The sequence below is a fragment of the Acinetobacter sp. YH12064 genome (assembly GCF_013419735.1).
Taxonomy (GTDB): Bacteria; Pseudomonadota; Gammaproteobacteria; order Pseudomonadales; family Moraxellaceae; genus Acinetobacter; species Acinetobacter amyesii.
Genome location: NZ_VOZP01000006.1, coordinates 154,742 through 172,876, shown reverse-complemented (window position 1 = coordinate 172,876; position 18,135 = coordinate 154,742). Strand labels below are relative to the sequence as shown.

Sequence of the window (18,135 nt, the reverse complement as noted above, 5' to 3'; positions counted from 1 at the left end):
AAGTCCTGAGTATTTACTCTAAGTATTATTTTCTAAAGGTCAAGGATATTTTGACAATGACACTTGTCAAAATATCCATAAGTTTGATTTTAGTATTGGCTGGCTTCAATTAATTTACGGGTATAGTCCGTTTGTGGTCGCGCAAATAGATCTGCGGTGTCTTGAAATTCCATGACTTTGGCATGACGCAGTACCAACACTTTTTGACACAAGGCTTTGACCACGTGTAAATCGTGACTGATAAATATATAACTCATATTAAATTCTTGCTGCAAACGCCGTAGTAGCTTCACGATAGCTTTTTGTGTCGTCCGATCAAGTGCCGATGTAGGTTCATCGAGTATCAGCAATTTAGGGCGTAAAACCAATGCACGTGCCAAGGCAACTCGCTGTCGTTGCCCACCGGACAACTCATGCGGATAACGCTGCTTAAACGAGCTGGCTAATTCGACTTTCTGCAATGCTTCATCTATACGCTGTGCAATTTCATTTGCAGATAAATGCTGTAAGGCCAGACCTTCCCCAATGGTTTGCTCTACATTGAGCCGTGGATTTAAACTACTGAATGGATCTTGAAAGACGATTTGAAATTCACGACGTAAAGGTCTGAGCTGTTTTTCTGAAAGTTGATTGATGGCGTGTTGATTTAACATAATTTCACCATCACTTTCTATGAGCCGAGCAATAGCCAGTGCTAAAGAGCTTTTCCCTGAACCACTCTCACCAACAATACCGATCGACTCACCTTCAGCCACTGTTAAATCCAAAGCTTCTACAGCAACGACATAATTTTTGATGCGGTTCAATAAGCCTTGTTTGACTGGGAATTTCACTCCTAACTGGCGTAATTCTAAAAGTTTTTGAGTTTGCGAAACCTGTATTGCTTTACCAAAATCATGGTCTAATAAATTTTGGGTATACGCCTGCTTCGGTTGCTCAAAAATTCCCTGAACATTACCTTGCTCCACCACTTGACCACGATTCATCACAATCACATGTTCGGCATAGCGCTTGACCAAATTCAGGTCATGGCTAATTAATATCATCACCATATTACGCTGCTGTTGTAGCGACTTTAATAAATTTAAGATTTGCGCTTGCAAAGTGACATCTAAAGCCGTGGTTGGCTCATCAGCGATTAAAATATCAGGATCTAAGGCCAATGCCATGGCAATCATGACACGTTGTCGCTGCCCGCCTGATAACTCATGTGGGTATCGTCTTAACTTATCTTCAGCATCTGGAATACCCACATCATTTAATAATTCTATAACCCGCTGCCGGGTTTTTGCCTTCGACCATCCCCGTAACAACAGTGACTCACCAACAATCTTTTCAACCCGATGTAAGGGATTTAAGGCAGTCATCGGCTCTTGAAAAATCATGGCAATTTTCTGCCCACGAATGTTTCGGTGTTGCTCAGGACTCAGTCCAAGAATATTCTGCCCGTTAAGGCTGACGCTGCCTGTGACCTGCAGATCACTTGGCAACAAACCGAGTATAGCTAGGTTGCTAATCGATTTACCTGAACCGCTTTCTCCAACAATCGCTATCGTTTCACCTGCATGCAATTTAAAATTCAGGTCTTCAACCAAGACTTGTGCTGCATGTGAAATATGTAAATGTTCCACCTCTAACACGATGGGAGGTACATTAACTTGATGATTATTGACGTCTAGGATCGAATGCATCACGTGTCGCCTCCCCAATGTAAATCAATAAAGACAGCACGATCGCTAAGGTAAAGAATCCCGACAAGGCCAACCATGGTGCATTCAGATTATTTTTCCCTTGTAGCAATAACTCACCTAATGACGCTGCATCAGGCGGTAAGCCATAACCTAAGAAATCTAAGGCTGTGAGTGCCGTAATATTTGCCGTAAGCATGAAAGGTAGCTGTGACAAACTCGAACTCATCGCATTTGGTAAGATATGCCGAAACATAATCGTACTATCTGTAACGCCAAGACTCCGTGCTGCACGTACATAGTCAAAATTACGCGCCCGTAAAAACTCTGCACGAACCAAGCCAACTAAGGTGGGCCAACCAAACAACAGCATAATGACAAAGAGCCAATACACACTCGGCGTAAACATGCTGACCAAAATCATCACCATGAATAGCATCGGTAGTCCACCCCAGACTTCTAAAATCCGTTGACCAATGAGGTCTACCCAGCCACCATAATAGCCCTGTATCGCCCCAACGATGATGCCCAATATGGCTGAAGCGAAGGTTAATGCAAAGCCAAACAGGAGCGACACACGTAGTCCATATAAAATACGCGCCAGCACATCACGTCCTTGGTCATCGGTACCGAGCCAATTTTGTGCAGTCGGTGCAGATGGCACAGGCACAGCCAACTCTAAATTCGGTGTTTGATAGGAAAATTGAATCAGTGGCCATACAGCCCAACCTTTATCTTCAATCAGTTGCTGCACCACAGGATCTTTATAATCTGCCTCAGTTTCAAATACCCCACCGAAAGCGGTTTCTGGATAACTTTTTAGTACCGGCACATATAAAGAATCATCGTATTTGACCAAGAGCGGCTTATCATTGGCAATAAACTTGACAGCTAGGGACAACATAAAAATCAAGGCAAAGCTAATAAAGCATGTAAAGCCTAATTTATTTTCTTTAAAACGTTGAAAACGCGCTTGCATGATCGGAGACATTATTTTGCCCCCTGTGAGTCAAAATTAATTCGTGGATCAATCATTTGATACATGACATCACTGATTAATCTTAAGATCAGCCCCATCAAGGTAAAAATAAACAAGGTGCCAAAAATCACTGGATAATCGCGCTGTACTATGGCTTCAAACCCCAACAATCCCAAACCATCTAAATTGAAAATAATTTCAATAAATAGATTTCCCACAAAGAAGATGCCGATCAAGGCTTCTGGTAGACCAGCAATAACAATGAGCATTGCATTACGAAATACATGCCCATACAGCACACGTGATTCGGTCAAACCTTTAGAACGAGCAGCAAGAACATATTGCTTATTTAGTTCTTCCATAAAAGAGTATTTGGTCAGATAAGTTAAGCCAGCGAAACCACCAATTACCATAGCAAACAAAGGCAACGCCATATGCCAAAAATAATCTGCAATTTTGCCAAACACACTTAACTCAGCAAAATTCTCTGAAACTAAACCTTGTAGAGGAAACCACTGAAAATATGAACCACCTGCAAAAAAGACAATGAGTAAAATGGCGAAGGCGAAAGCAGGAATGGCATAGCCGATAGCCAATAAAATAGACGTGCTTTTATCAAATAGCAGACCATGTTGACGGGCTTTTTTAATGCCTAAAGGAATAGACACCATATAGATCAGCAAGGTACTCCACAAGCCAAGGGATAAGGATACAGGCAGCTTTTCCCAAAGCAGCTGAGTCACAGGCTTATCTTTAAAAAAACTGGTACCAAAATCTAGCGTTACATAGCCCTTTAACATGAGCCAAAAACGTTCGAATAATGGTTTATCGAAACCATATTGCGCTTCGATTTTTGCCACCATTTCTTCACTTAAGCCTTTAGCACCTTGGTATTTACTGCCTGTCGTCGCAGTTTCACCACCACCTGTGTTTCCCATACCTTGAAAGGACTCAGCTTGCTGTATGGCTTGTTCAACAGGTCCTCCCGGTGCAATCTGCATCACGACAAAGTTAATCAGTAAAATGAAAAACAATGTTGGAATAATCAGGAGCAAACGCTTTAATATATAAGTGCCCATGTTGCTTTCACATTCCTTGTCCTTCAGGTGTATTCATTGCTGCCGTAGATATTGTGTTATGTGCTTGGTTTGAGCTGCATCACTCCACCAATAGTCAATCCCAACAGAAAGTTTAGGTTTGACATAAGGCTGCTTATACATATGCCAATAGGCAAACCAGTTTTCACTTTGCCCAAACATTGGGATTTGATAATAACCCGCTCTGAGCAGGCGGTCTAAAACACGCGTACGAATAATCAATTCTTCCCGATTTGGAGCATTGATCACCTGTTGAATGAGCTGATCTATTACAGGATTTTTAATCCCTGCGTAATTATAATTACCCACTTGGTCAGCTGCTTGACTGCCCCAAAGTTGAGCTTGCTCACCCGCTGGAGTGAGCGATTGAGGCATTTCATCCACGATCATATCAAAGTCAATATTTCGCATACGCTCGGTGTATTGCGGTCCATCGACTTGTCGTAATAACACCTGAATACCTAAACGTTTCAAATTTCGTATAAATGGCATTAAGGTTCGCTGCAAATCTTGTTGCTGAATCAAAAGTTCAAATTTCACAGGCCGAGATTTTGCATCCACCAATCTGCCGTCTTGATAACGATAACCCGCATTCAATAACAGTTGGCGTGCATGCAGCAGATTTTTTCGATTAAATCCACTGCCATCAGAAACGGGATATTGCCAATTGGATAAGACCCCCTGTCTTTGAATAGGATCAAGTTGCGATAACATCGGTTTTAAAATATCCAACTCTTGGATAGAGGGTTTCCCCTTCGCTTCTAGCACACTATTACTAAAATAACTCTGCAAACGCTGATACTGCCCATAAAATAATGCTTTATTTTGCCATTCAAAATCATAAGCATAGGTTAAAGCTTGTCGAAAGCGAATATCACTAAATGGCGCACGACGAGTATTAAATACGAGACTTTTTGTGGGAATCGGTCGTTCATGTTTAAAGCGATATTTGACAATTTTACCGTCTTTAAAAGCAGGAAAATTGTACGCTCCCACCCAATTACGTGCGGTCTTTTCCTCATATAACGTAAATTGACCTGCTTTAAAGCCTTCAAAGGCTATGTCTGGGCTGCGATAATATACATATTTCAGATGGTTAAAATTATAGCGACCACGATTGACGGCTAAGTTCTGCCCCCAATACTCAGGATTGCGCTTGTAGCGAATACTCCTACCTGCATCGATCGTCTCAATCGTGTAAGGGCCTGAGCCTAATATGGGCTGCAATGTAATTTGAGTAAAATCTTTTTTTGCCCAATCTTTTTTGGAGTAAATCGGCATTTGCGCCAAAATCATGGGCATATCAGTGTTGTGTCCAGATTTAAAATTCATCCTTACCTGATATTTAGATAAAACATCTGTTTTGTCTAAATCCGCTAAATACATTTGCAAACCAGGATTTGACTTGGTCTGAAAAGTATCAAAACTAAATTTAACGTCTTCAGCAGTGAGTTCAGAACCATCACTAAACCGTGCTTTTGGGTTTAAATGAAAAATAACAAAATTAGTTTTTTTCGGGTCAAATGTCACCTTTTCGGCAAGCAATGGATACATCACACCCGGTTCATCTAAAGATGAACTCATCAAGCTATCAAAAAGATAATTGATACCTTCAACAGAACGCCCTTTTCCATTCATGCTGTTTAAATTATCAAAACTCCCAATACTCGAGGTCGTGATATATCCCCCTTTATTGGCAAGAGGATTGGCATAGGGCATTGCCTGTAATTGATGATATTGAGGGCTACTATGTATGGCAAGAAAAGGCGTGGTCTGCAACGCAGCCCACGCCCCTGTTGAAAGTATGCTCAAAGTCACACCAAACACGTAACGCGAAGTTGAAGCAGAATACATTCAACTTAACTCCTTAATGTTTGGACTCAGTTTGGTACTTTAATGACTTCACCAATACGTAACTGAGCAGACGGTTGTATATCATTCATTTCAGCAAGTTTTGATGTATCAAGTCCATAACGGCTTGCTAAACCAATCAATGTATCGCCGCGTTTAATACGGTATTCACTGATAGTTTTAGGGACTTGTAAATTTTGACCGACACGCAGTCCTGCACGGGGGTTCAAGTTATTTAATTCAGCCAATGCTGCCACAGTTAAACCTGTCCGACTAGCAATCGAATTTAAAGACTCGCCTGATTTCACAGTATACCTTTCAGTATTTGTTGGTTTCACATTGCTCGTAGAGGATTTAGCTTCCGTTTTTTTGGTTTCAGTTGCTTTACTAGCTACATCAGCAGGTAGTTCACCATCTACTTTTAAACGCTGCCCTACACGAATCGCACTATTGGTATTTAGGCCATTTAATTCAGCTAAATAACGTAATTGAAGATGATATTTCTTCGCAATCACACCCAATGTTTCACCTGATTTCACCACATGAATATCGGTCGCATCAACAGAATTCGTTCGTGTATTGGTTTTGCTTTCAATTTTGGTCGCCTCAGCTTTGGTTTCTACTTTAACCGGTGTGACATCACCTGTTAATTTTAATTTCTGCCCAACGCGTAGACCAGAACTACGCTCTATACCATTTAAATTTGCGACATAGTCCATGCCTAAATCATAGCGACTAGCAATGCCTGTCAGTGTATCGCCAGACTGCACCACATATGTATCCGGAACAGTTGAACTTGCAGGAACTTTAATGCTTTGCCCAGCCATCAGCCCACTATTTACCGACATATCATTTAGACTCGCCAATTCTAACAAACTGATCTTTGACTGCGTCGCAATGCTGTAAAGCGTATCACCACGCTGCACTTTATAGCTTTCAACTTTATACGCAGGATCAACTTTGACATTTTCAATGCGATTCACGACTTTGCTTTCGAGCTTCTCAACTTCTGCTACAGCTTGTAATGGCACATTAATTTTTTGCCCCACCATCAAGCTACTGCCAGCCGTTAAGCCAGTTGTTAAATCTGCCAACTCTTGATTTGACAGCGCATAACGATCTGCAATAAGTTTTAGATATTCACCACGTTTTACCGTGTAGGATTTGGTTTGAACTTTTGCAGGTTTTTCGACAACTTGAGCTGCTTTCTTGTCAGCTTCCAATTTTGCTTTAGATGCAGGCGTTTCTTTTAAGGATAATTTCTGCCCAACATATAAACCACTCGTGGTGGTTAAACCATTGTAGTCTGCGAGTTGCTTCGTACTTAAACCAAACTGACTCGCAACAGCTGTAAGACTGTCATTTGCTTTCACCACATAGCTATCTGCAATAGGCTTGGCTTTCGATTCTTCATTATTTTGCACAATCGGTTTCGCATCATATAAATAGATGGTCGTACCGACATACAAGGTCGAATCTGGCGAAATTTGGTTCCAAGCTGCAATATCACGCCAATTTACGCCATTTTTCATCGCGATCAACGCTAAAGTGTCACCTGCCAAAACTGTATAAGTACTGCGTTTACCTTTAGGTGGTACAACTACAATTTCAGAATCTGTACGAATGACATTTTTACCTTGGTTGCGTTTGGCTTCTTCGGAATCTGCACCTGTATTTTCAGCCACGCTTTTCGGGTAAGAGAAACCTTTGGTCAGTTCTTTACCTTGTTGGTCTGCAATTGACTGACTGGTCTGAATCGCAGTCAACTTAATCTTGCCATCGTAAGGATCGACAATTTCAGTGCCTTTCGGCGCAATAGCTTTAATTTCCTGAACGACTTCTTCTTGTTCTGCTTTAGTCGCTACTGGTTTTAATACCTCATCGACTGTTTTGGTCTCACCTTCAGCTTTAATAGCCACCATGATTTGCTCACGCTCATTTGCGCTGAGTGGTGGCTCGACAGACACGGCTTTCACAGGAGTCGAAGGTGTTACAGCGACTGGTATACGCGGCGCACTTGGAATATCACTATTCGAAGCAAAAGCAGCCAAAGCAGATGATCCTATTGGCGTTTTGCCTTTCGTTCCTGATGGAACACTCGGCGTTACCGTTGTAGCGACTACAGGTGGTTTGGCAGAAGCTGTCACTGTCGGCTGTGTTTTAAGCGTAGGTGGCGTCACTTTAGCGGGCTGAATAGTTTTACTATTTAATTCCGGCGGAGTAACACGTGACGGTGTTATTTCAACATTATTTTTTGGTAAGTTATAAGTTGAATTACTTGCCCAATAACCTGATGAACCACCTGATTGTAATTTTTTCAAACGCGCATCGACTGATGGACTCACATCCGCAGGAATTAAAATCCGCATTGGGCTGCTGCTATCAATCACATCGCCACGATGACCAGGGTTTAGTGCATAGAGTTCTGCACGGCTTAAACCGGTAATAGATGCAATTTCATTTAAATTTGCAGGCCCTACAGCCACTTCACGAAAGTGTGGACGGTTGGCAATTGGCGGTAAACTTACGCCATAGGCACTTGGATTTTTAATAATTTGAGCAACAGCCAAGAAACGTGGGACATAGTTCATGGTTTCTTGGGGCAGTTTTAGCGACCAATAATCCGTTGGCAAACCTGCCGCACGGTTACGGTTAATCGCCTGTTGAATGCGGCCCGGCCCTGCATTATATGCAGCCAAAGCCAATTCCCACGAACCGAACTGGTTATGTAGCGCGCCTAAAAACTCATAAGCTGCACGCGTTGATTCCACTACATCACGACGGCCATCATACATTGAAGTTTGTTTTAAGCCGTAAATACGTCCAGTACTTGGAATAAATTGCCATAACCCTGCTGCGGCTGCACTTGAGGTTGCTGCTGGGTCATAAGAACTTTCAATCACTGGTAATAACGCCAACTCCGTCGGCAAACCACGACGTTCTGCTTCTTTAACCGTGTGATATAAATAACGGGACGCGCGCGCACTTAAACGATCAATATATGGTTGACGTGAAATAAACCAACCACGCTGCGCTTCAATTCGCGTATCCCAGTGGTTCAAATCCATTTTGAAACCCACAGTCATACGCTTCCAGACATCACCATGCTTCAGTACTAAAAGGCGATCGCCTTCTACGGCACGCATGTCTGTTGCAGAAAGTAAATCTTCGAGTGAATCTAAACTATTGGCATCGAGAAAGTTTGAGCCAACTTGTTTACTTGCTGAGTTCTGCTTAGTCGTTTGCGATGAAGAACAGCCCGTCAGACCAAGAGCTGCGAGCGCAGAACCCAAGACTGTAAATTTAAAAATTTGTGGTAACGTAGGCTGCCAGACAGTCGCAGTTGATTTATACATAAAAAAATCCAGACAACTCATATAAAATTTATTTTTTAGATATGCCATTGTAGTGAAGCAGAACACAGACACAAGGCGTTAATTTAACGCTATTTCAGTATAAATGTTACAAGAAATTAAAAAAATCGCCAGAAATGGATTTCTCTCTGTCATTTGCGTTATACAATATACGGTTCTGAATGCTTGTTTTTCTCCGGATTTGATTTATGTCTCAAACAATCACGCTTTATGTTGATGGTGCATGTAAAGGCAACCCTGGCTTAGGGGGTTGGGGGGCCTATATCATCCGTGAAACTGGAGAAGAAAAACTCTGCGGCGGCGAAGCTGAAACCACCAATAACCGTATGGAATTGACTGCTGCAATTGAAGGTATTCAACACTGTCCGTCCGATGCAAAACTGATTATTTGGACAGACTCTAACTATGTCAAACAAGGCATTACCGAGTGGATACATGGTTGGAAAAAGAAAAACTGGAAAGATGTTAAAAATCCTGATCTGTGGAAATTACTGGATGCAACTTGTCAGGGGCGGGAAATTGAATGGAACTGGATTAAAGGACATGCAGGCCATCCGGGAAATGAAATGGCAGATCAATTGGCCAATCTAGGCGCAGAAAAAACCCTCGAACAGATCAAACTAGCGGCATCAACTACAGCTGAAGCACCTAAAAAAAAAGCTGAACCAGACTGGCTGTTAAACGATCCGTTTGGACTTGAATTTGCTGATAGCGAGGATGAAGCAGAAGAAATCTCTGCTGAGAAAACTATTGACGCAGAGCAGATGGATGACATTGCGATAGAACAACAAGCAACAGACACTGCTTCAACGTTGAATGAAGCTGCCCCTATACAGTCTAAGCAAGCTGCTGAAATCCATCCAATGATTGTCATTACACCAGCAACCGTCGATGTATCTGGCCCACGACAATTAATTTTGGATACGGAAACCACAGGTTTCTATTTCCAAGATGGCGACCGTATTATTGAAGTCGGTGCAGTGGAAATGATTAACCGCAAACTGACCGGTAGCTCAATTCATATTTATATCAACCCGCAAAAACCTGTCGGTGAATCTGAAAATATTCACGGAATCAGTGATGACTTTCTAAAAGACAAACCACTGTATGCTGAAATTGCTGATGTCTTATTTGACTATCTAAAAGGCGCAGAAATCATTGCGCATAACGCAACCTTCGATATGAACTTCCTAGATATGGAGTTTAAACGTGCAGGTTTTGTTGCCTTATCGGAGGTATGTGAAGTCACCGATACCTTGGCTATGGCCAAAGCCAAGCATCCAGGCCAGAAAAACTCACTCGATGCATTAGTGCGTCGTTACGAAATTCCACAACGTGACCGTACCTTCCATGGTGCGTTACTCGATGCGGAAATCCTGTCTGACGTATACCTAGCAATGACGGGCGGTCAGGTTTCCTTTGATATCGATGCACTGACCCACTCGCAAAATGAAGATGGTTCGCAAACCCGCGCCGCTGTTGAAATAGAATTACCTGTGATTTTACCTTCACCAGATGAACTTGAAGCCCATGAGACATGGGTCAAACAATTTGAAGAAAAACATGGTACACCTTGCCTTTTTTCGAAATAAAATCTAAATTTCGTGTTACTTTTTGTATATAAACAATTCTTACATACGCTATAGTAAAACCATAAACATGGACCGCCTTAAGGGGCGGTTAATAAACAAGATAAAACATCTAGGAAAGGTGCAGATACATGTCTTACCAAACCTCTATCCATTTTGATCCAACGGCTTTGCTGATAATAAAAAATGAGGTTGATAACTCAATCAAGTTAGTCGAATCAGCAGTCAGCACCTTAGTTGAAGATCAAACTTTACCTTTCGGGATTGATGATGCACTGATTCAATTTGAACAATGTGCTCAAGTACTAGCTTTAGTTGATATGCCAAGTTTGGCAAAAATCGCTCAATATTCAGCAGAGTTAATGCGCAAGATCATGGGGAATCCTGCGCAAATTAACACTCAAGAGGTCATCGCACTGAGCGAAGGCACGACCATGCTGAAACGCTACATCGAATTTATCTGCCTACGTGAAGTTAAAATTCCACAATTCCTGCTGGACAGTCTTAATCGTCTAGAACTGTCTTTGGGTAAACCTCTAACGTCGGAAGGCCAACACATTGAGTCCCTACTCGATTGTATTACTCCTGACTTTGACTTACCTCAAGCGCCTGCACTTGAAAAATCAAAATACGTTCACCGTCTGTATAAGTTGGCGTTGAATAAATTGATTAAACAAGAAGAAACTGAGCTGGATTTGCAAGCGATTAAATTGGTCAGTGCGTATTTAGCAGGTCTTTCAGACAAACATCCAAGTAAACAATATTGGAACTTGGTTTTTGTTGCGTTTAATCAAATTGATCAAATCTTAATTACCGATGCTCGTTTACGTACCTTGGTGAGCATTGAGCGCAATATGGCTCAATATTTTGCAGGAACTGAGCGCTTTAAAGCATCCATTTCTGATTTAGCCAATGTCTTAAGTCTAAACATTAGCCAAGAAGATGACATTTCTCATCATATTCGTGGCAAATTAAATATCGGTGAAGACCTTCTTACCGACACCCAATTGCAAGTTTTCAGTCGTCATTTATATGGTCCTGACTTCGACACCATGCATACCATTGGTGAATTGGTTACGACTGAAATGACGCAAATTCGTAATGATATTGAATTTAACTATCAAAATATGACGCCTGAAAAAACCCAAGAACTTCAAGCGAAATTAAACGAATTGGCAAATATTTTCAAAGTCTTGAACTTAAATGAAGCGTATAACGACTTGTCGCGTCAAGCCGCGTCATTAGGTAATGCTGAGATTTTACAAGATGAAAGCTTTGCCCAGCAGTTGATGAACAATATCTTGTCTGCCATGAACTCGATTGGTGTGCTTGAGCGTCATCACACTTCTAGCCGCTTACAACTTCGTGTGAATAATATGAATATTTCACTCGACCGTTTAGATGAAGCACACGCTGCTCTGTTAAATGAGACCAAGGTTTTAATTGATGCTGCTAGCCAATCTTTGGTTCAGTATTTACAAAACCAAGATTTGACACAACTTGAAGCGACTGCAACTCAATTCCGTGAAATTGGTGGTGCAATGTTGTTCCTCAATGCAGATGCAGCTCAAAATGCGCTGAATTCAACAGCTCAATTCATTGTGAAACGAGTTGAATCTTCAACAGCGATTGATGCAAATGAAGTGAATCAAGCATTAGATTCATTGGCAAGCGCAGATATGTTGATTGACAATTTAAAGAACAAACAACCTGTTTTACAGGGCATGTTTAAGGTAGCATTGGACAGTAGCGAAAAACTGAAATCAGCAGCAGCCTAATGTCTAAATTATCACTTGCGTATATCTTCAAACAACAGCAATTGCTGGTCGATGAAAACTTTCAACTTCCCGAAGTTGAGCAACTCGCAAGTGATTTAAATATTGGCACGGGTGATCAAGTGATTGCCCGTGACCTACTTGAAAATGAGCCTATTCCTGAAGGCTTACAGCTCATCCCTATTCGTCAACTTTTACAACTTTGGAATGTTCAGCAATTTGAACAAGCCAGCCGTGCTATTCAACTCTTAGAATGGCGCCGTAATCATAAATTTTGTAGCCACTGCGGTACTGCAACTCAAGTCCACGCCACAGAATATGCTATGGTTTGCCCTGCTTGCGGTTATCACCAATACCCTCGTGTCAATCCTTGTGTCATTACCGTCATTACCCGTGGCGAAGATGAAATTTTATTGGCAAAAAATGCAAAAAATGTCCGTGCTATGTATGGACTGATCGCAGGTTTTGTTGAAGTGGGTGAAACTCTAGAAGAAGCGGTTCGTCGTGAAACTGAAGAAGAAGTTGGGCTGAAGGTCAAAAATATTCAATATTTGGCAAGCCAACCTTGGCCTTTCCCAAGTAATTTAATGATCGCCTTTAAAGCAGAATATGCTTCAGGTGAGCTTCAATTACAAGAAGAAGAAATAAGTGATGCGGCTTTCTTTAAATTTGATGCATTACCTGAAATTCCGTTCAAAGGAAGTATCGCCCATTCGATGATTATGCATGTCATCCATGGGTCTGCTGTTGCAGATGACACCGAAGCATGGTTATAAGTAGCTATTTTTAGTAAATAAATCATGCAATAAAAAAACCGCCATACTTGGCGGTTTTTTATTTTCAATCATTTAACCAAAGACATTAAGGTGGACTAATTTCATCGAGTACACGCATGATTTCAGCTTTGGTTTTAAAGAAGCGACTAAATAGACTCGAAACTGAACCAATCATCGTGATGTGCCCAACACGAGGGATTTGAATCAATTGACTATGGTTGCCTGAGGCTTTTAATCGACGATCAAAATCTTCACTATTGCTATGGCCAACGATATTGTCTTTATCCGCAGTGAATAGATAATGCTTCACTTGATTGTGCTCAACAAAATAATATGGCATCACTTGTTGATACGGTACATTTTGATCAAAGGCATCTGCACAAATCGGATCACCCTTATAATCAAAATGATATGGCCCTGCCAATCCCACAATTGCACGAATATTCTCTTTCACTTGCAGCTGATATGGCGTCGGATGATACAGTGCAGACATGACATTAAATGCCCCTGCCGAATGTCCCATTAACACCACATTTTCCACTTCAATCTGCAACTTATGCTGAGACTGCGTCAAATAGTTTAATGCAAGGCTAAGATCATCAATTGAAGCCGGAAAAATATACTCAGGTGCGAGATGGTAATTGATGACAGCAACATCGAAGCCTTCTTTTGCAAAAGCTTCACCAATGAATCCATAGTCCTTTTTGTCACCATGCATCCACGCCCCACCATGTACAAACACGATGAGTGGACGTTGCTGACGAGGTGCTGACGTGCGATACAAATCTAGGCGATGGCGCGCTTTTAGACCATAAGGGATATTGTTTTGAACATGATATCCTTGTTTGGGTGTCAGTCGATTTAATGCATAACTGCCAAAATCATATAACCGAAAATTTCGGTATAAAGATTTAGCCAAATCCATTTTTTGCTGAAGCCGCAGAGACCATTGATTCATATTTTACAGCATCATTTCCGACATTTTATTGAGCATTTGGATCGACAGCATCCGGATCTATCGCTACAGGCGTTTGTACTTCAGGTTGCACATTGCCTACAGCAGGTGTGGTGTAACTTGAGTTAATTGAACGTGCCTGCGGATTTGGGTTCTGATCAATATTATCGATTAAAGTGACAATTCGCGTTACATTACCCACTTGTTGCAAGATTTGATTTAAGTCTGTGATTTCCGCACTGTTTAAACGGCCCATCACATAAAGAACAGCATCTTCAGTATGAATGTGTACTTTGCTGTCAGATACCACAGGCGCTTTCATAATCAAACCACGGGTATTCGCAGTAACCGCAGTATCTTGCATGATGGTGCTATAGCTGATCTGATTACCCACTGTAATATAGTTATGTACAGTTTTGACATCACTCATTGAACGGACATTTTCTTCTGCCAATTCTTTTAAATGATTATCCGGCACTTGCCCAGTCAATAAGACATTGCCATGAAAACTTTCAATATTGACACGTGACTGTTTAAAACGAGTATCTAATTTATATAAATTAATTTTTGCTGTTCGAACAATGGAAGAGTCAATAAAAACTTGTCCCAATGAGCGTGCGCCGCTTTCAGTTCCTACAGGTGCTGATCCTGTTCCATTCGAAATAAAACTCGCACAGCCAGATAAACTTGCGACACAAAGCATCGTTATTGCAATACGCTTAACCACTCAGCACGACTCCTCAAATTTCCACACGTATTTTTCTATGCGTTTACACAGTTTGTTTTATCAAAGATTAATCAACTCTTGATCAAAAGTAAAAGCATTTTCAATCCATTGCTGATGATACGGGTATTTAGAAAAGTCTTGCTGTAGTGTTTTTGCAAAGTGTTGATAAAAATCAAAACAAATTGCATCAAAGCGACAATAATAATTTTGAAAATGTGAATGTTCATTTAAAAAATGCAACGCAGTCTTCATCATCTTACGTTGTTTGTGAATTGAGATACTTTCGATGGCTTGGGCATAGCGGGTATTCGAACGGGCTTTAACTTCGATAAACACCAATTCTTGACCACGTGCAACGATCAAATCAATTTCACCATAACGACTATGATAATTCTGTTGCACCTGTACATAGCCTTGCTGCTTAACCAAACGCAGCGCTTGCCGTTCTGCCCACTGCCCCAGATTCATCTGTCCCAAATTCATCTGCTCTAAGTTTAGCTGCATCGTTTCATCCCTAAAGTGAGATCGCCACGATGCCTTTTTTACTTCGCTCATAGCAGTGAGGAACACGCTGAATATTATTTTGACTAATTTTGATTAGCCCTGTTCGCCCCTGAAACTCAATGCTTTTTAATTTCGGTTCTTGCAAATATTGTTTTGCGATATGCCATGTGTCTCCGCCAAAAGCTAAAAGACGTTGATATGGCATATCTACTGGGTTTTCCTCATAAGCTCGGATCAGGTCAGGCCAACGCGCGTCATGCAATGCAGGTGCATCACAAAATTTCAGCCCTACAGGAATGGGCTTAGTAGCCTCAATCGCATTGGCTACGCTATATAGTTTCGCTTTGGGCAGTTTTGTTTGACTGTTTATCCATTCATTATTGCCTAACAACAGCACCCCTTGATTTTTGTCCAGCTTCGTTGGGAGTTGTTCAACCACTTGTATCGGCACTGAACTTTGACTAATTAAGGACATGAGTAGTAATTCATGTTCTGCCTCTGTTGCAGGCTGACGTAGAACAAGCACTTGCGCTAATTTGTCTTTTTCGAAGACTTTTTGGAGTGCTAAGGCATCATCACGTTTCGATAAACTGTACTGCCAGACATTTGGAATTTGGCTTGTCGTTTCATTTAAAGCCAACACGCGGACTTTAGGCTTTGCTTTTACAAGTGCTTCAACATCTTGACGTGCTAAAGGGCCAATCACCAATTGAGTTTTTTTATTTACCTGTTGCTTCAATATCGCCGCAATTTGCTTTTGATTTGAATCCACAAACTTAATGGGTACTTTGTAGTCCGACGATTGATATGCGCTATTGAAACCTTGCTTAATACTGGATGCGGCTCGCGCCATAGGGCCAGATTCAGGTAGAATGACCAAGACGTCTGCCTGTGCAGCAGTAAACAGACTGCTTAAAAGGCAAAGACCCAAAATTTTGTTCTTATTATCCAACATGGAGAAACCTATGAGTGCTCAGTTATTTGTTGTTGCAACTCCAATCGGGCACTTAGATGATATTAGTTATCGTGCAATTGAGGTATTGAAGTCGGTTAAAATTATTGCCGCCGAGGATACACGAACTTCCGCACAATTACTTAAACATTTTAGTATCAATACGCCTTTAACTGCTTGTCACGACCATAACGAAAGCAACAAAATAGACCAGCTCATTGAACGCCTAGAAAAAGGTGAAAATATGGCGCTGATCAGTGATGCAGGCACGCCATTAATCAGTGACCCTGGCTTTAAACTGGTTCGTGCTGCACAAGAAAAAAATATTCGTGTCATTCCTGTGCCGGGTGCCTGTGCTGCCATTGCAGCTCTCAGTGCTGTCGGCCTACCCAGTGACCGTTTTAGTTTCGAAGGCTTTTTACCTTCTAAACAGTCACAACGTCTTTTAGCACTCGAAAAACTGAAAGACGAAACTCAAACCATGATTATTTATGAAGCGCCGCACCGTATTGTGGATTGTCTAAAAGATATGTCGAATGTCTTTGGTGCCGATCGTCCTGTAGGCTTTGCACGTGAAATTACCAAAACATTTGAAACCATTAAAAAAATGTCTTTGGGTGAGTTGGTTCATTTTGTCGAATCTGATCACAATCAGCAAAAAGGCGAAATTGTTTTGGTGATTGGTGGTGCGACCGAAGAAAAAGACCTAGAGCAAGAAAAGTTAGACAAATTGCTGACGCGTTTACTTCAAGATTTGTCCGTTAAAGCTGCCTCTCAGTTGGCTGCAGATTTAACTGGGATTAAAAAGAAAGTGGCCTATCAACGTGCTTTAGAATTAACCCAAGCGAACGATTAAGCTTAATTTTTTTTATTTTTAATTTGAACCGCTTATGGGACCTACGGGTTCCATAAGCTATCCCATACAATAATTTAAATAGAATGAAAAAAGTTGCTTATAACATGTCCATAAATCTGTCTGTCAAAAAACCGCTGATGTTCATTCTCTTTAATCTGGTTTGGCTCACGGCCCTTGCACATATTATTTATACTGGCATTCAACCCTATCCGCACTATATTAGTGGCGAGCAAATGACGGCCGATCATAGCGCGATTACGATGGTCTGTGGATATTGTTCCCTCTATTTTATAGTCGGTAATGTACTGAAACTGAGCCAATTTTGGGATAGGCATCGCTATTGGGCTTATGTCGTTTTGAGTGCGGTATTACTTTTTCAATCTTTTGTCGCTGCTGTGGCGGCCATGCATGCACCGCCGTATATTGCTGCATTTATTATTAATTGTATGTTTTTGCTTTTACTGCATTTTGTGTTCTATCCTATTTACGCGATCAGTCGTAAATATATGAAGCCAAAGACGGCTTAAAATAACTTCACAACGTCATAACTAAACATGCTTAGTTAAAAAATGAATGACGTGCATCATCGCACAAGCGAATGAAGCAAAAAAAAACACCACATGACGTGGTGTTTTTTCATTTTAATCTTTTGCCGATTCGTCTGGAGGGACTTCGGTAATACGACCACCACGCGCTAAGAACGCAGCAACTTCATCTTCAAGCGCCTGACGTTGTTTTAGTTTTGCAGTCACTGTTAATGTTTCAGCTTCAGAGGTGTCATCATCAGAGGCAGAATCAGCTGCGTCACCTGCACCTTTTTCAGCTGCTTGTGCTTCATCTTCATCAACTACTGAATCTTCTGGATCATCATAATCGTTCATATCAGTCATTGTGTTCTCCCCGCGAATGACTTCTGTTTGCCAGCGAATGGCTGGTTTTAAATTAACAGAAATTTAGCAATCTCTGAGCATTTCGACTAGTACCCACAATCAAAAAATCGTATCTTTTTTAA

General features: G+C 41.3%; 15 protein-coding genes. 5 read left to right on the top strand and 10 right to left on the bottom strand.

From position 1 onward, the window contains the following. Positions 1 to 89: 89 nt before the first annotated feature. The 5 genes from FTU13_RS07985 to FTU13_RS07965 are packed head-to-tail and all read right to left on the bottom strand — an operon-like array spanning position 90 to position 8,971. Positions 90 to 1,691: an ABC transporter ATP-binding protein gene (locus FTU13_RS07985; RefSeq protein WP_180126696.1), complete on the bottom strand. Its 1,602-nt coding sequence runs from the start codon at positions 1,689 to 1,691 to the stop codon at positions 90 to 92. Further along, entirely contained in the window at positions 1,666 to 2,679 is a 1,014-nt protein-coding gene (locus FTU13_RS07980; protein ID WP_180126547.1) for an ABC transporter permease, read from the bottom strand. The genes FTU13_RS07985 and FTU13_RS07980 overlap by 26 nt, the downstream gene beginning before the upstream one ends. Beyond that, entirely contained in the window at positions 2,679 to 3,746 is a 1,068-nt protein-coding gene (locus tag FTU13_RS07975; RefSeq protein WP_180126549.1) for a microcin C ABC transporter permease YejB, read from the bottom strand. Before FTU13_RS07975 ends, FTU13_RS07980 begins: the two co-directional genes overlap by 1 nt. A gap of 33 nt (positions 3,747 to 3,779) precedes the next feature. Beyond that, the gene (locus FTU13_RS07970) at positions 3,780 to 5,618 is read right to left on the bottom strand and encodes an extracellular solute-binding protein (protein WP_180126551.1); all 1,839 of its coding nucleotides are present in this window, start codon (positions 5,616 to 5,618) and stop codon (positions 3,780 to 3,782) included. 26 nt (positions 5,619 to 5,644) lie between these two features. Beyond that, on the bottom strand, positions 5,645 to 8,971 hold the full coding sequence (locus FTU13_RS07965) for a LysM peptidoglycan-binding domain-containing protein (RefSeq protein WP_180161104.1): 3,327 nt from the start codon (positions 8,969 to 8,971) through the stop codon (positions 5,645 to 5,647). Positions 8,972 to 9,177: 206 nt separating this feature from the next. On the opposite strand from FTU13_RS07965, the gene dnaQ reads away from it, so the two are divergent. The 3 genes from dnaQ to nudC all read left to right on the top strand — a co-directional run bounded on the left by dnaQ (position 9,178) and on the right by nudC (position 13,129). Further along, positions 9,178 to 10,581 carry a DNA polymerase III subunit epsilon gene (dnaQ, locus tag FTU13_RS07960; protein WP_180126555.1) on the top strand — a complete coding sequence of 468 codons (1,404 nt, stop codon included), beginning with the start codon at positions 9,178 to 9,180 and terminating at the stop codon, positions 10,579 to 10,581. Between the two features lie 128 nt (positions 10,582 to 10,709). Continuing rightward, positions 10,710 to 12,356 carry a chemotaxis protein gene (locus FTU13_RS07955; RefSeq protein ID WP_180126557.1) on the top strand — a complete coding sequence of 549 codons (1,647 nt, stop codon included), beginning with the start codon at positions 10,710 to 10,712 and terminating at the stop codon, positions 12,354 to 12,356. After that, on the top strand, positions 12,356 to 13,129 hold the full coding sequence (nudC, locus tag FTU13_RS07950; protein ID WP_180011997.1) for an NAD(+) diphosphatase: 774 nt from the start codon (positions 12,356 to 12,358) through the stop codon (positions 13,127 to 13,129). The genes FTU13_RS07955 and nudC overlap by 1 nt, the downstream gene beginning before the upstream one ends. An 85-nt stretch (positions 13,130 to 13,214) precedes the next feature. On the opposite strand, the gene FTU13_RS07945 is transcribed toward nudC, so the two are convergent. Genes FTU13_RS07945 through FTU13_RS07930 form a run of 4 tightly spaced genes read right to left on the bottom strand, consistent with a single transcriptional unit; the run spans position 13,215 to position 16,270 of the window. After that, on the bottom strand, positions 13,215 to 14,087 hold the full coding sequence (locus tag FTU13_RS07945; RefSeq protein ID WP_180024161.1) for an alpha/beta hydrolase: 873 nt from the start codon (positions 14,085 to 14,087) through the stop codon (positions 13,215 to 13,217). A 25-nt stretch (positions 14,088 to 14,112) separates the two neighbouring features. After that, positions 14,113 to 14,811 (bottom strand): BON domain-containing protein, encoded by a 699-nt coding sequence (locus FTU13_RS07940; protein WP_078192932.1) that lies wholly within the window; start codon positions 14,809 to 14,811, stop codon positions 14,113 to 14,115. Between the two features lie 60 nt (positions 14,812 to 14,871). After that, the gene (locus FTU13_RS07935; RefSeq protein ID WP_180079073.1) at positions 14,872 to 15,279 is read right to left on the bottom strand and encodes a YraN family protein; all 408 of its coding nucleotides are present in this window, start codon (positions 15,277 to 15,279) and stop codon (positions 14,872 to 14,874) included. 46 nt (positions 15,280 to 15,325) lie between these two features. Next, positions 15,326 to 16,270 (bottom strand): penicillin-binding protein activator, encoded by a 945-nt coding sequence (locus FTU13_RS07930; RefSeq protein ID WP_180126559.1) that lies wholly within the window; start codon positions 16,268 to 16,270, stop codon positions 15,326 to 15,328. Positions 16,271 to 16,280: 10 nt separating this feature from the next. Between FTU13_RS07930 and rsmI the strand changes: the two genes are divergently transcribed. Next, the gene (gene rsmI / locus FTU13_RS07925) at positions 16,281 to 17,123 is read left to right on the top strand and encodes a 16S rRNA (cytidine(1402)-2'-O)-methyltransferase (protein WP_078189168.1); all 843 of its coding nucleotides are present in this window, start codon (positions 16,281 to 16,283) and stop codon (positions 17,121 to 17,123) included. A 104-nt stretch (positions 17,124 to 17,227) separates the two neighbouring features. Continuing rightward, complete coding sequence (locus FTU13_RS07920; protein ID WP_180126561.1) at positions 17,228 to 17,650, top strand: hypothetical protein; 423 nt, start codon at positions 17,228 to 17,230, stop codon at positions 17,648 to 17,650. Positions 17,651 to 17,764: 114 nt separating this feature from the next. Here the strand turns inward: FTU13_RS07920 and FTU13_RS07915 are convergent, their stop codons facing one another. Then, positions 17,765 to 18,013: a hypothetical protein gene (locus FTU13_RS07915; protein WP_078192934.1), complete on the bottom strand. Its 249-nt coding sequence runs from the start codon at positions 18,011 to 18,013 to the stop codon at positions 17,765 to 17,767. Between the last annotated feature and the right edge of the window lie 122 nt (positions 18,014 to 18,135).